The following is a 13044-nucleotide window of genomic DNA, read 5'->3' as shown; positions in this document are numbered from 1 at the left end:
GTGAAAGCCGATCGGGATGTTCTAAGGCTTACCCCATGGACAAAACGGACGGCCCGATGTCGGAGAAACATGCTGCTTCCAACCTGAAAAGGGTGGCCAAGGCAGGTCTTATCGGATTGGCGTGCATCGGTCTGGCAGCCGTGTCGTTGCCGGCCGCGGCGCAGAAGAAACCATTGGCGATGCTCGACCAGCTCGAACGGGGAAGCTGGGAGTTTCGCGGCCTCAGAGACGGTGCGAGAAAGCTTTGCGTACGCAACGGGCGGGATCTTATCCAGCTGCGCCATCCCGGTGAAGATTGCCATACCGTGGTGGTTGACGACAGGGCTAACGAAGTTACCGTCCAATACACATGTACAGGTCGGGGCTTTGGGCGCACGCATGTTCGACGCGAAACCAATGCCTTGGTCCAGATAGACAGTCAGGGCATCGCCAACGGTCAGCCATTTGCCTTCGTGACGGAAGCCCGCCGGGTGGGCGACTGCGGCGGCTGACGGTTGTCATCGCGCCTGCGAAGGCTTAGCGCGGAGACCATGCAAGACTCTTCCCCAAATCCGTCGGCGCGCAAGGCGGTTGTCCTTCTGTCCGGAGGCCTCGATTCGATGGTTTCCGCAGCTCTTGCCCGTGAGGCTGGATTCGCGCTCAATGCCCTGACGATTGACTATAATCAGCGCCATCGCCGGGAAATCGACGCTGCACGGCAGATCGCGGAAACGCTGGGAGCCGAGCGTCATGTCATCCTGCCGCTTGATCTGCGCCAGTTCGGCGGTTCGGCGCTGACGGACGATATAACGGTTCCCAAAGAAGGGCTGGAGCCCGGCATTCCGGTCACCTACGTCCCGGCTCGCAATCTGGTGTTCCTGTCGCTAACTTTGGCCTGGGCCGAGGCGATCGGTGCAGCGGACATCTTCATCGGTGTGAATGCGCTGGACTATTCCGGCTATCCCGACTGTCGCCCGGAATTCATTTCGGCTTTCGAAAACATCGCCTCTCTGGCGACGAAGGACGGCGATGAAGGCACGAAGTTCAAGATCCACGCGCCGCTCCAGTTCCTGGGCAAGGCGGACATTGCCCGCGAGGCGGACCGTCTTGGCCTTGAGGCCGGGATGAGCTGGTCGTGCTACGATCCGCAGCCCGATGGCAGGGCTTGCGGGCTATGTGACAGCTGCCGTCTCCGCAAGGCAGGGTTCGCGGATGCAGGGCTTATCGATACGACGCTTTACGCGGCCTGATTTCCGTCCTCGGTTTTAGAAAAAAGAAACGCCCCGCTCGCTTGAGTGGGGCGTTTCTTTTTGCCTTGTCATCCAGCGGGAAAGTGTCCGCAGATGAAGTGCGGGCAAAAGAAAAGGGGGCCGGATTGCTCCGACCCCCCAATCTTGTCCGTTGCCGGATCGCTTACATGCCCGAACCCGGACCGTAAGTGATTTCGACGCGACGGTTCTGCAGTTCGCGAACGCCGTCTGCGGTGGGAACGCGCGGTTGCGTTTCACCGAAGGCCTGGCTCGAGATTGCGCCGTCGGGGATGCCGTGGCTGGTGAGGTAGGCGCGGACCGAGTCGTTACGACGAGCCGAGAGGCCCATGTTGTACTTGGCGCTACCCGAACGGTCGGTGTGACCGGCCAGCATGATCGGCACGCTGTTGCAGTTGCCGTAAGCCGTGATCGCGCTGTCCAGAATGGTGCCGGCCTCAGGCGTGATGTCGGCCTTATCCCAGTCGAAGAACACGATGTACGGGCCCTTGTTGCACACCACAGGCGGCGGCGGGGGCGGCGGCGGGGGCGGCGGGGGCGGCGGCGGCGGGGGCGGCGGCGGCGGCGGAGCAGCCGGTTCGCCGAAGTTGTAAGCCAGCGTCGCCATCAGCGAGTGCGAGCGCCAACGGGTCTTGAGATCGTCGCCAGCAGTGGTGACAACCTTGACCTTGTCGACGTTCATGAAGCGATACTTCAGGCCGATGTCCACATTCCGGCTGAGCGGAGCGCGGATGCCTGCCAGTGCCTGCCAGGCGAAACCGGTGTCGGAATCGTCGACATTGTCGAGATCGACACGAGCAACGCCCGCACCGCCGCCGACGAAGCCCTGAAGGCCATCATCCTTGCCGAAGTCGAGCAGGCCGTTGACCATGAACGACAGGTTGCTGGCGTTACCGGTACCCTTGAGCGGACCAGCTGCGTCCGTGTAGGTGCCGATCTTGGCCTGGCGATAGCTGGCTTCGGTTTCCAGACGGAAAGCACCGAAGTCATAGCCGATCACGCCACCACCGTCGAAGCCGGTCTTGAAGTCGTAATCGCCAGCGTGGCTGACGCCATTGATCGTCGCGTTAGCGTCTTCGACGATCATGCCGCCGAAGTCGAGTTCCAGATACCAAGCGTCGTCGCGCGCGAACGCGGGCGTGGCGATAGCTGTCGAAGCCAGCGCCAGTCCGATGACGAGTTTCCTCATACGTTTCCCCTACTAAGAGATTTGGAGCCACCGAGTGCCGTAAGTGTCTACCCCCTCAACAAACAGCGTGCAAGCGCACAATGACGACATGTGTTGCAAGAATGTCGCGTTTTCGGGGCCTTGGTGCCGTCTTGTGACTCCGTTCTTCGAAATCGACGGCATCGAATTGACCCTTATTGCATTGGCGCTGGTCACACCGAAGGCAGGATACCCACGGCTTGCAGGGACGCCACCAGATTGGCGATGGCAGCCCGAGCCTCCCCATCAACTGTTGAGCCACCAACTGGTTCCGTGGGCGGAGAAGCTTTTCTCCAGGAGCCCGAAAACAGCCGATCCTGCCCGCTAGAGCGGTCGAATACACGCATTCCGTCACGCGGCGTTATGAAGGTCCATCCGCCGCTCTGATAACTGGCCAGCATGCCGTCGTTACCGGCCCAGTCGCCCGAGGCCCTGCTGGCAACGATCCAGGTATCGCCGTCGGTCGGATTTTTCGGCGGCGAGACGCTTTCGCCGCCAATGGCGCAGTGCAGAAGCACATCGGTGCGAACAAAGGCCTCGTTGACGAAAGTCTCCTTGCGGGTCTGGGCCGCGCAGTGATTCAGGCTCGGCCGCCGAATAGAGCGTGGCCTGCGCCAGTTCGGCCATGTCAGCCGCCGGAGCGAAGGCTCGAACCGGGGCCGCCGCCATGGCGCGCCCACCGAGAGCAACCCGCTCTCGCCCTCGACCATGACCGCGCGCGCCTCGCCCAGATTGGCGGCGACGAGCGCGATCTGCGCGCCGGGATCCGCCTCCGCAATGCTGCGGACCCATTCTGCGCCGCAGCGGGTCTTGCCGAAGCCGCGCCCGGCCATGACCAGCCAGACGCGCCAGTCGCCTGCCGGGGCAAGCTGCGAGAGACGCGCCCAGACCGCCCAGTCCCAGCGCCATTCGCGGCGCTCGGACCGGTCGAGCAAGGCCATGAAGCCCTCGATCTCGTCGTCCCCGGCTTCGGCCAGCCATTGCAGCGGATCGGCCTCAGCCATTGTCCGTGCCCTCCTGTTCGGTGCTGCGGCGCGCGGTGACTTGCTCGCGCAGTTGCGTCAGCTTGGCCTGGATCGAGGCCCGCACTGCGCCCAGATCCTCATCCTCGCGCATGGCCCTTTCACGCGCCACGGTCTCGCGATGGAGGCCGAGCAGGCGCAGGGCATTGGCATTGTCGAACTTCACCTCGTCGTCCTTCGGCTCGCCGAAGCGCAGGCGGTGGAGCAGCTCAAGCTCAAGGTTTTCATAGCCTTCGAGCAGCGCACCGCGCCATTCGCGGGCGAAATCGGGTTCCAGCCTGCGCACCTTGTAAGGGCGGCAGGGGTGGACACCGGCCGTGGCGGCCGCGGCACTGACATTCGAAGTTTCGGCCAGCGCGGCGAGAAATTCGGCGCGCCAGTGGCGGTTGGACTTGTCCTCACCCTTGGCGAGGGCGGCACTGATCTTCGTCCGGCGCTTGCCCAAGGCAGCACCGGACGCAGCCCTTGTCGGCTCGACCATCTGGGACATCCCTGCTGTTGACGGAAAATCGCGCGTTCCGTTGTCGCCCTGGCGACTCGAAACTTTGCGATGTTCCTGATATGTACCAATCTGGCGTGACGCTGTCAATAAGAAATAACCAAATAGGTTATCGCTTGCCGCATGACGGCACCGCCACTAAGCACGCGGCACGATTTGCCGGAGAATTCGATGCTGCGCCGCCTTTACGACTGGACCATGGCCAAGGCCGCGCACCGCCACGCCGAATGGTGGCTGGCGCTGTTCGCCTTCATGGAAGCCAGCTTCTTCCCGGTGCCGCCGCATCCGCTGCTGGGCCTGATGTGCCTGGCCGAACCGAAGAAGGCGATTCGCTTCGCGCTGATCGCCACAGTGGGCTCGGTCGCGGGCGGGTTGCTCGGCTATGCCATCGGCCACTTCGCCTATGCAGCCTTCGGCGAAACGCTGCTGCGGGCGTTGGGCCTTGCAGCCAGTTTCCCCAAGGCGGCCTGCTATCTGCGCGAATATGGCGCAGAGATCATCATCGTTAAGGGCGCCACGCCGATCCCGTTCAAGCTGCTGACGATCACGGCGGGCTTCATCGGCATGAACCTGCTAGTCTTCCTCGGCGCCTCGGTGATCTCGCGCTCGATCAGCTTCCTGATCGTGGGCGTGCTGTTCCGCCTGTTCGGCGCGCCGATCAAGGCGGTGATCGACAAGCATCTCGGCAAAGTGACGGCGGCTTTCGTAGTGGCGGTGGTCGCCGGTTTCCTCGCGGTCTCGTTCCTCGGCGGCGGCAGCAAGCAGACCAGCCAGAAGTGCGACATGATCGCGGCTGCGAACAAGGCCTGATCGGCTTTATCGGGTTCGGGATTCTCGGCTAACCTCGCGCGGAACTAAGGCCTGCGCGAGGGAGAAACGCCGTGACCGACCCTGCTTCACGGTTGACCGAACTGGTCGATCGTCATGACATCCATCAGGTCATGCTGCGCTATGCGCGCGGGCTGGATCGGCTCGACAACGAACTGGTCCGCTCGTGTTACTGGGACGACGCGATCGAGGATCATGGCCATTTCGTCGGCACGCCGGGCAATTTCATTCCCTGGGCCGACTGCACCACCCTGCGCTTCGCGGCGACGCAGCACGCGATCCTCAACCATTTTTGCGACTTGCAGGGCGACGAGGCCTTTTGCGAGACTTACTACCACTTCTCCGGCGTTGCGGCAGAGGGGCCGCATTTCATGTCGACCGGGCGCTATGTCGATCATTTCCGGAAGCGGGACGGCGAATGGCGGATCGCCAATCGGGTGACCATCGTCGAAGGCGTCTACGACGTGCCCCGCGCGGCTTTCGCGCCCGACCCGGAGAGCGCCTATACCGCCGAGGCGCCGTGTCAGGCCCGTCGGGACCGGGGCGATGTGAGCTATCACCGGCCGCCGGTTCCGCGCCGTCCTGCCGGGTGATGGAAGATTTCGCGCGGAGGCGCGGCGCAGGAGAGTGAAAGGATTCGCGCAAAGGCGCAAAGGCGCAAAGGTGTCGATGCGCGCCGCAGGGGACCTTCACCGCTCCATCTCTGGCGGGAAGGATCGACGGAAAAAGCGGCTTTGCCGCTACCACGACATCTTTGCGCGAATCCTATCTTGTTCTTCTCCGCGCCTCCGCGCGAAACTCTCAAGCCCTGTGTTTGCAGGGACTTCAAAGTGACTCCTTTTGCATCGATACTCACCGCCGGCAGCTAACAGCCGTAAGGAGTCGTCATGTCGAAGATCGCCGTTGTCGTCGGAAGCCTGCGCGCCGAATCCTTTAACCGGCAGTTTGCCAAGGCGCTCGTCCGCCTGCCGGCAGGCGCCGGCCATGAATTTACGTTTGCGGATATCGGCTCGCTGCCGCTCTACGATCAGGACCACGACGGCGATCAGGCCGAATCGGTCAAGGCGCTGAAAGCGCTGATCAAGGGCTCGGACGGCGTGATCTTCGTGACGCCGGAATATAACCGCTCGATCCCCGGCGTGCTCAAGAACGCCATCGACAACGCCTCGCGCCCTTATGGCCAGAACGCCTGGGCCGGAAAGCCGGCGGGCGTCATCGGCGTTTCGATCGGCGCGATCGGCTCGGCGCTGGCGCAGCAGCACTTGCGCAATGTGCTCGCCTACCTCGACATGCCCACCCTCGGCGCGCCCGAGGCCTTCATCCAGTGGAAGGACGGCCTGGTGACGGCGGACGGCACGATTGGCGAACAGTCCGCAGGCTTCGTGGGCGGCTGGCTGGAGGCCTTCCTGAAGCTGGTGGATCGCCACAAGGGCTGACGATCCCTGAAAGGCTTTTCCTCCGGACAAGGAAAAGCCCGGGCATGAGAATGACCATGCCCGGGCTTTTGCCTGTTTCGCTCAGGGGCGTGTCAGCCCAGAATGCCGGCCGTCTTGCCCGCGCGGGTGAACATGCCGATGATCTGCTGGACCTGCTCTGCCGAGTGTTCGGCGCAGAGCGAGCAGCGCAGCAGCGTCATGTTGGCAGGGGTTGCCGGCGGACGCGCGAGGTTCACGTAGAGGCCCTCGTGCAGCAGCGCTTCCCACATCATCGCGCCGCGTTCGAGGTCGGGCATGATGACCGCGATGATCGCGCTCTGCGGCTCCGTGGTGCCGAGCTGGAAGCCGGCATCGGTCAAGCCCTTGTGCAGGACCTTGGAGTTTTCCCAGAGGTGCGCGCGCTTGTCGGCCGCGTGCATAAGCTTGCGCACCGAAGTCGCGGCGGTGGCGACGACGCTGGGCGGCAGGCTGGCGGTGAAGACGTAGGGACGGCAGACCAGACGCATGATCTCGAACTTCGGGTGGTTCGAAACGCAGAAGCCGCCGACAGTGCCGACCGACTTGGAGAACGTGCCGATCACGAAGTCCACATCGTCAAGGCAGCCCTGATCCTCGGCCACGCCGCGCCCGTTGGGCCCGATGAAGCCCATCGAGTGCGCTTCGTCTACCAAGACCATGGCGCCGTACTTCTTGGCGACGGCGATCATCTCCTTGAGCGGGGCGATATCGCCCAGCATCGAGTAGACGCCTTCCAGCACGACCAGCTTGCCCGCGCCTTCAGGGATGCGGCGCAGGCGCTTTTCCATGGCCTCGATATCGTTGTGCTTGAACGGCACGACTTCGGCATCGCCCATCTTGCAGCCGTCCCAGATCGAGGCGTGGCTGTCGATGTCGAGGACGATGTAATCGCCCTTGCCGGCGATGGTCGAGATGATGCCGAGGTTGGCCTGATACCCGGTCGAGAACACCATGGCGTGCTTCATGTCGTAGAAGTCGCAAAGCGCTTCCTCGACCGCCTTGTGCCCGGCGTAAGTCCCGTTGAGGACTCGGCTGCCGGTGGTGCCGGCGCCGAAGTCGTCCAGCGCCTGCTTGCCGGCCGCGATCACGTCCGGATCGAAGGTCATGCCCATGTAGTTGTAGGTGCCGAGCAGGATCGTCTCGCGCCCGTTGCACAAGGCGACGGTGGGCGAGATCACCTTTTCCATGACGAGGCCGAAGGGATCGGTGACGCCGGTGGAGAGCAGGCCCTGGCGCATCTCGATCAGGGGATCGAACTTGCTGAACAGGTCGGTGTGCGCCTGCGTTTCGTTTTCACTGAGCATGTCGGTCATCGCGGAATCCTTCAGCCGTTAAGCTTGACCACGGCGTCGACAAGCTGGCCGTAGTTTTCGATCTCGGCCTGCTGGTTCATCGAGATGATGATGTCGAATTCGTCCTCGATCGCGGCGACGAAGTCCATGACGGTCAGGCTGTCGAACTCGAGGTCGTCGGTGAAGCGGGTCGCGTCGGCGATCTCGACGCCCTTCTTGTTGAAGGGTTCGATCAGCGCGGCGATGCGGGCCGAGGTCTCTGCGCGGTCCATGGTCATTTCAACTCCGGTAATTTCGGGCGGCGCTCTGGCCGACAATTGCGGCGCAAAAGCGGCGCCGGGGGGTAAAGTCAAGCTTGGCGGCACTGGCAGTGTGGCGCACTTGCATCACACCAGCGCCCGCACGGCCTGCATGAACGGGCCGATCGACACCGGCTTGGCGAGATATCCTTCGGCCCCGGCCTCGCGGATGCGTTCCTCGTCGCCCTTGCCGGCATAGGCAGTGACGGCAAGCACCGGGATTGTCCGCAGCACGGTATCCTTCTTGGCCGCCTCGATCAGGTCGAGCCCCGAGACATTGGGCAGCTGAATATCCATGATGACGAGGTTCGGCACGAATTCCCGCGCCCGTTCGAGCGCGTCCAGCCCGTCTGCCACGGGTTCCACGGAATAGCCCTGACTCCGGAGCACGTCGCAAAAGAGCTTCCGGTTGAGGTCGTTGTCCTCGACAACAAGGATTCGCTTTGCCATTCCGCGCCTGAACCCCATCTTGCGGCAGAGTACCGCTCCAAGATGCGTACCGCTCTAGGACAGGCAAGCGAGGCTGACAATTCTCGGAAGTTCACCTTCCTCACCGCAGGACCCACAGGCGCTGGCGCTGACCGCGCTCGGCTGGGTCCTGACCGATGGCGACCGCGCCTCGCGTTTCCTTGCGTTGACGGGGCTGACGCCCGATCATCTGCGCGCCTCGCTGGGGGAGATCGGCACGCTGACGGCGGTGCTCGATTTTCTGTGCGCGCATGAGCGGGATCTTGTCGCGGCGGCCGAAGCGCTGGATGTAAGGCCCGAGGAACTGGCAGCCGCGCGCGAAAGGATCGGCCGATGACCCGCCCGCTGCTCATCACCGATTGCGACGAAGTGCTGCTCTACATGGTCTCGCACTTCCGCGACTGGCTGGCCGAGGACGAAGGCGTGGCCTTCGACATGTCGCGCGGCGATTTTTCCAGCGCGATGCGCCGCACCGCTGATGGCGAAGTGCTGGCGCAGGCTGAGATGTGGTCGCTGCTCAACAAGTTCTTCGATGGCCAGATGCATCGCCAGACGGCGGTGGAGGGCGCGGTCGAGGCGATTCGGGCGATTGCCGAACAGGCTGATGTCGTTGTGCTCACCAATCTCATGGATTTCCGGCAGGAGGCGCGTCAGCGCCAGTTGGCCGATCATGGCATCGACGTCAGGGTCTTTACCAATCAGGGGCCGAAGGGGCCTGCGCTCAAGGCGATCCTTGAGGAATATGCGCCCAGCCGCGCGGTCTTCGTGGACGATCTGGCCCAGCACCATGGCTCGGCCGCCGAAGTGACGCCGGGAATCGGTCGGCTCCACCTTTGCGCCGAGCCGCTGCTGGCGCCGCACATCGCCTGCGCCCATGCGGCCGGGCACGCACACGCCCGTATCGACGACTGGCAGCGTGCCGCGCCCTGGCTGCTCGACTGGCTGACCCGGCCCGACACCGACCACAACCATGACCACGCCCCATCAAACCGACAGGGAACTGCTTCACGATGACCGAGATCGAAACCCGTCTTGCCGACCTGGGCCTGATCCTGCCCGAGCCTGCCGCCCCCGTTGCGGCCTATGTGCCGGTGGTGATCGCAGGCGGCCTTGCCCATGTTTCGGGCCAGCTTCCTTTCGTCGAGGGCAAGCTCGTCACCGGCCGTCTGGGAGAGGACGTCACCCTTGAAGACGGTATCGAGGCGGCGCAGGCCTGTGCGGTGATGATCCTGGCCCAACTCAAGGCCGCGCTCGGCTCGCTCGACCGGATCGAGCGCGTGGTCAAGCTGGGCGCCTTCATCAATTCGACCGGCGACTTCACCGATCAGCCCAAGGTTGCCAATGGCGCTTCGGAACTGATGGTCGCGGTCTTCGGCGAGGCCGGTAGGCATGCCCGCAGCGCGGTCGGCGTGCCGGTTCTGCCGCTGGGCGCCGCCGTCGAAGTCGACGCGATCGTGTCTCTTCGTGCTGCTCGCCTCGATTGATCGATGGCTGGCGCCGCCCCCCGACCCTAAGCGGGTCGGGTGGGTCGGCGCGCATGACTTTGCGCACCGGGGCCTGCATGACGCGGGTGTCCCGGAAAATTCGCTTGCCGCTTTCGAGGCTGCCCTGCGCGGCGGTTTCGGCATCGAACTCGATGTGCAGCGCGCGAGCGACGGAACCGCGGTCGTATTCCATGACGACGTTCTCGATCGCCTGACCGAAGAGAGCGGACCGGTTTCCCGGCGCAGCGCCGCGCAACTGGCGACGATTCGCCTCACCGGCAGCGAGCAGACGATTCCCAGCCTGCGCCGCGTGCTCGACCTTGTGGCCGGGCGCGTGCCGGTGCTGATCGAGGTGAAGTCGGGGCTTGGGACGCGGGTGACTGCGCTGTGCCTGGCGGTGCGCCGCGTGCTAGAAGGCTATGCCGGCGATCATGCGGTGATGAGCTTCGATCCGCGCGTCCTGCACTGGTTCCGCGTCCATTCGCCGCACACCGTGCGCGGGCTGGTCGTCAGCGAGGGCGAGGATCGCGCCTTGCCCGGCACGATTCGCCGTCACCTCTCGCTGTGGAAGGGGCGGCCGGACTTTCTCGCCTACGACGTGCGCGACTTGCCCAGTCGCTTCGCACGCGGCCAGCGCGAGCGCGGGCTGCCCGTGGCGAGCTGGACGATCCGCACCGACCAGCAGCAGGAACGCGTGCGGCTCCACGCCGATGCCGCGATCTTCGAACAGGATGGTGAGCCGGCGGCATGAGCGAAGGCGAATTCACGGCCCGGATCAACGGCGGCGTGGACACGCTGCCCGCCGCCGAATGGGATGCGCTGGGTCACCATGGCAATCCCTTCGTCAGCCATGCGTTTCTGGCCGCGATGGAGGCTTCGGGCAGTGTCGGCGGGCATAGCGGCTGGACGCCGGTGCCGATCACCATCGAAGGCCCCGACGGGCGGCTGGCGGCGGCGCTCCCGGCCTATCTCAAGGAGCATAGCCAGGGCGAATATGTGTTCGACCATGCCTGGGCCGATGCCTGGCACCGCGCGGGCGGCGCCTATTATCCCAAGCTCCAGATTTCGGTCCCGTTCACGCCCGCGACTGGCCCGCGCCTGCTGACGCCGCATCCCGAACTGATGCTGCCGCTGCTGCGCGCCGCCGAGACGCTGTGCCGCGAAAACGGCCTGTCCTCCGCCCACGCGACGTTCATCGAACCCGCGCAAGTCCCCGTGTTCGAGGCGGCCGGATGGCTGCTGCGCGAGGATATCCAGTTTCACTGGGAAAACCGCGACTACACAAGCTTCGACGAATTCCTCGGCGCGCTGTCCTCGCGCAAGCGCAAGGATATCCGCAAGGAGCGCGAGAAGGCGCAGGAGGGTGTAGAGATCCGCGCGCTTACCGGCGCCGATCTGGGCGAGGAGCACTGGGACGCCTTCTGGGGCTTCTATCAGGACACCGGCGCCCGCAAATGGGGGCACCCCTATCTCACTCGTGAGGCGTTCTCGCTGCTGGGCCAGACCATGGCGGACCGGATCCTGCTGGTCCTGGCCTATGCCGACGGGCGGCCGATTGCCGGCGCGCTCAATTTCATCGGCAGCGAGGCGCTCTATGGGCGTTATTGGGGCGCGCTGGTCGACAAGCCCTTCCTGCACTTCGAGCTGTGTTACTATCAGGCCATCGACGCGGCTATCGCGCTAGGCCTGTCCCGCGTCGAAGCCGGGGCGCAGGGCGGCCACAAGCTCGCGCGCGGCTATGAGCCGGTGCGCACGGTGTCGGCACACTACATCGTGCATGCCGGGCTGCGCGAGGCGATTGCCGATTATCTCGAACAGGAGCGGGCGGGAATCGCGCAGGACCAGATCTGGCTGGGCGACCGTACCCCGTTCCGCAAAACCTGAGAGGAAAATTCCCTCTCAGTCACAATAATTTGCCGTTCAGGCTGCCTTGCGCGTGCTGGCGGCCAGCCACTGCCGGGCGCGGCGCTGGGCTTCGGCGATTTCGCGTGCGGTCATCTCATCGGCGATTTCGGCGCGGCATCCGGAGGCGTCCTCGTGGCCGGCAACGGCGGCGAGGTTGAACCACTTGTGCGCCTCGATCAGATCGCAGGGAATGCCCTGGCTGCCGGTCGAGTAGGCAACGCCGAGATCGAAGTAAGCGGAAAAGTCCCCCTGCGCCGCAGCGGCAAGGCGATCGGCCATCAGCAGGCCTTCGGCATTGATGTCGGCCTCACACGCGGTGATGCCCTGAACATTGATCCAGACCGTTTCCATCGTCTGCTTCCCCCCAATTGTCAGGCCCCTGACGTCCGTTCGTTTCAGTGGCCTTTCGATAGACGCAAGCTGACGTATTCGTGGTCAACAAAGCGTTAACGATAAATCGAAAATCTTGACTGGCGCGGCGCGCCGCCAATTCGTCGCCCAATTCGCAGGGATGTCGAACGGGCGTTCCGTACTTTTTGTGGACGGTCTTGGTTATGACCTTGTGTAGGCCGATGGGCGGCCCTATAGGCCCCGCACCACGGTTTGCCGGGAGGTCACTGGAAAAATCCGGGGCCGCAGGGCGTAGGCGAGCCGGGGGGATTCGTGCGGAGATTCTCTGGATGGCAACGGCCCTAGCTGACGAAATTGATGTCCTCGCCAAGGCCAAGCGCTTGCTTGGCGGTTCTTATGTTCCCGCTGAGAACGAGCCTTACATGTGCGAGGCTCAGCAGGATTACTTCCGGCGATTGCTGCTGGCCTGGAAAAAATCGATCCTTGATGCTTCTGCCGGTACGCTGGCCCAGCTTCAGGACGGTCCGATCCGGGAGCCCGACCTCAACGATCGCGCTTCGAGCGAGACCGATTGGGGAATCGAGCTGCGCACCCGCGATCGCCAGCGCAAGCTGATCGCCAAGATCGATTCGGCACTGCGCCGGATCGAGGAAGGTGAATACGGTTATTGCGAAGTGACGGGCGAACCGATTGGCCTCGGACGCCTTGAAGCCCGCCCGATCGCCACGATGACGGTTGAAGCGCAAGAGGCGCACGAGCGCCGCGAGAAAGTTTCGCGCGACGATTGATGCGCCAAATCGGGCGGCCCGATGCGCGTCCGGCGCAGCGGGCCACCTGCTTGCCGGCTTGGTCGTGCCGTTTCTCGTCGCTGTCCCCATCGGCCCATGTCCACATTTTAACCGTGCTCCGGCGCGGCAGCGGCCATATGGATGGGGGCATTAAGGCTTTCTTGGTGACTGCCCCCTAGAACCCAGGGGCAATCGTGTTA

The 13044-nt window shown here is 64.0% G+C and carries 17 protein-coding genes and 2 pseudogenes; 11 read left to right on the top strand and 8 right to left on the bottom strand.

Features of this window, described 5'->3' with window-relative positions; all coding sequences use genetic code 11:
* Positions 1-35: 35 nt before the first annotated feature.
* Both AC1VVK_RS09075 and queC read left to right on the top strand, forming a co-directional pair.
* Positions 36-491, top strand: a complete 456-nt coding sequence (locus AC1VVK_RS09075; RefSeq protein WP_482902741.1) for a DUF3617 domain-containing protein — start codon at positions 36-38, stop codon at positions 489-491.
* A gap of 39 nt (positions 492-530) precedes the next feature.
* Positions 531-1229, top strand: coding sequence for a 7-cyano-7-deazaguanine synthase QueC (queC, locus tag AC1VVK_RS09070; RefSeq protein ID WP_482902740.1), 699 nt, complete (start codon positions 531-533; stop codon positions 1227-1229).
* A 163-nt stretch (positions 1230-1392) separates the two neighbouring features.
* Here the strand turns inward: queC and AC1VVK_RS09065 are convergent, their stop codons facing one another.
* The 4 genes and pseudogenes from AC1VVK_RS09065 to AC1VVK_RS09050 form a co-directional block, all read right to left on the bottom strand.
* Positions 1393-2436: an OmpA family protein gene (locus tag AC1VVK_RS09065; RefSeq protein ID WP_132389749.1), complete on the bottom strand. Its 1044-nt coding sequence runs from the start codon at positions 2434-2436 to the stop codon at positions 1393-1395.
* A 191-nt stretch (positions 2437-2627) separates the two neighbouring features.
* Positions 2628-2939, bottom strand: a pseudogene (locus tag AC1VVK_RS09060) (DUF2793 domain-containing protein); the annotation flags it as partial.
* Between the two features lie 79 nt (positions 2940-3018).
* A pseudogene (locus AC1VVK_RS09055) lies at positions 3019-3458 on the bottom strand (terminase large subunit domain-containing protein); the annotation flags it as partial.
* Positions 3451-3957, bottom strand: a complete 507-nt coding sequence (locus AC1VVK_RS09050) for a hypothetical protein (RefSeq protein WP_482902739.1) — start codon at positions 3955-3957, stop codon at positions 3451-3453. The gene AC1VVK_RS09050 and the pseudogene AC1VVK_RS09055, both read right to left, overlap by 8 nt.
* A gap of 189 nt (positions 3958-4146) precedes the next feature.
* Here AC1VVK_RS09050 and AC1VVK_RS09045 point away from each other — a divergent pair, with 189 nt between their 5' ends.
* The 3 genes from AC1VVK_RS09045 to AC1VVK_RS09035 all read left to right on the top strand — a co-directional run bounded on the left by AC1VVK_RS09045 (position 4147) and on the right by AC1VVK_RS09035 (position 6239).
* Positions 4147-4785, top strand: coding sequence for a YqaA family protein (locus AC1VVK_RS09045; protein ID WP_132389787.1), 639 nt, complete (start codon positions 4147-4149; stop codon positions 4783-4785).
* Between the two features lie 71 nt (positions 4786-4856).
* Positions 4857-5396: a nuclear transport factor 2 family protein gene (locus tag AC1VVK_RS09040; RefSeq protein WP_482902738.1), complete on the top strand. Its 540-nt coding sequence runs from the start codon at positions 4857-4859 to the stop codon at positions 5394-5396.
* A 294-nt stretch (positions 5397-5690) separates the two neighbouring features.
* On the top strand, positions 5691-6239 hold the full coding sequence (locus tag AC1VVK_RS09035) for an NADPH-dependent FMN reductase (protein ID WP_482902737.1): 549 nt from the start codon (positions 5691-5693) through the stop codon (positions 6237-6239).
* Between the two features lie 92 nt (positions 6240-6331).
* Here the strand turns inward: AC1VVK_RS09035 and spt are convergent, their stop codons facing one another.
* From spt to AC1VVK_RS09020, 3 genes are all read right to left on the bottom strand, one after another.
* Positions 6332-7570, bottom strand: coding sequence for a serine palmitoyltransferase (gene spt / locus AC1VVK_RS09030; protein ID WP_482902736.1), 1239 nt, complete (start codon positions 7568-7570; stop codon positions 6332-6334).
* A gap of 11 nt (positions 7571-7581) precedes the next feature.
* The gene (locus AC1VVK_RS09025) at positions 7582-7821 is read right to left on the bottom strand and encodes an acyl carrier protein (RefSeq protein WP_132390550.1); all 240 of its coding nucleotides are present in this window, start codon (positions 7819-7821) and stop codon (positions 7582-7584) included.
* A 114-nt stretch (positions 7822-7935) separates the two neighbouring features.
* Entirely contained in the window at positions 7936-8298 is a 363-nt protein-coding gene (locus AC1VVK_RS09020; protein WP_132389797.1) for a response regulator, read from the bottom strand.
* A 121-nt stretch (positions 8299-8419) separates the two neighbouring features.
* Here AC1VVK_RS09020 and AC1VVK_RS09015 point away from each other — a divergent pair, with 121 nt between their 5' ends.
* From AC1VVK_RS09015 to AC1VVK_RS08995, 5 genes are read left to right on the top strand one after another with little or no spacing between them, the layout of a single operon-like run.
* Positions 8420-8653, top strand: a complete 234-nt coding sequence (locus AC1VVK_RS09015) for a DUF3572 family protein (protein ID WP_132389799.1) — start codon at positions 8420-8422, stop codon at positions 8651-8653.
* A complete protein-coding gene (locus AC1VVK_RS09010; RefSeq protein ID WP_482902735.1) occupies positions 8650-9330 on the top strand; it encodes an HAD family hydrolase in 681 nt (226 codons plus the stop codon). The genes AC1VVK_RS09015 and AC1VVK_RS09010 overlap by 4 nt, the downstream gene beginning before the upstream one ends.
* Positions 9327-9800, top strand: a complete 474-nt coding sequence (locus AC1VVK_RS09005) for a RidA family protein (RefSeq protein WP_132389803.1) — start codon at positions 9327-9329, stop codon at positions 9798-9800. The genes AC1VVK_RS09010 and AC1VVK_RS09005 overlap by 4 nt, the downstream gene beginning before the upstream one ends.
* Positions 9781-10551: a glycerophosphodiester phosphodiesterase family protein gene (locus AC1VVK_RS09000; RefSeq protein ID WP_482902734.1), complete on the top strand. Its 771-nt coding sequence runs from the start codon at positions 9781-9783 to the stop codon at positions 10549-10551. The genes AC1VVK_RS09005 and AC1VVK_RS09000 overlap by 20 nt, the downstream gene beginning before the upstream one ends.
* On the top strand, positions 10548-11684 hold the full coding sequence (locus AC1VVK_RS08995) for a GNAT family N-acetyltransferase (protein ID WP_482902733.1): 1137 nt from the start codon (positions 10548-10550) through the stop codon (positions 11682-11684). Before AC1VVK_RS09000 ends, AC1VVK_RS08995 begins: the two co-directional genes overlap by 4 nt.
* A gap of 36 nt (positions 11685-11720) precedes the next feature.
* Here AC1VVK_RS08995 and AC1VVK_RS08990 read toward each other — a convergent pair whose 3' ends face one another.
* On the bottom strand, positions 11721-12056 hold the full coding sequence (locus AC1VVK_RS08990; protein WP_132389809.1) for an SEL1-like repeat protein: 336 nt from the start codon (positions 12054-12056) through the stop codon (positions 11721-11723).
* A gap of 329 nt (positions 12057-12385) precedes the next feature.
* Here AC1VVK_RS08990 and dksA point away from each other — a divergent pair, with 329 nt between their 5' ends.
* Positions 12386-12844 carry an RNA polymerase-binding protein DksA gene (dksA, locus tag AC1VVK_RS08985; protein ID WP_132389811.1) on the top strand — a complete coding sequence of 153 codons (459 nt, stop codon included), beginning with the start codon at positions 12386-12388 and terminating at the stop codon, positions 12842-12844.
* Positions 12845-13044 lie beyond the last annotated feature (200 nt).

The sequence above is a fragment of the Novosphingobium sp. BL-S-32 genome (genome assembly GCF_056857055.1).
Note: the sequence above shows the minus strand (reverse complement) of the source record. Positions and strands in the feature narration are given on the sequence as shown.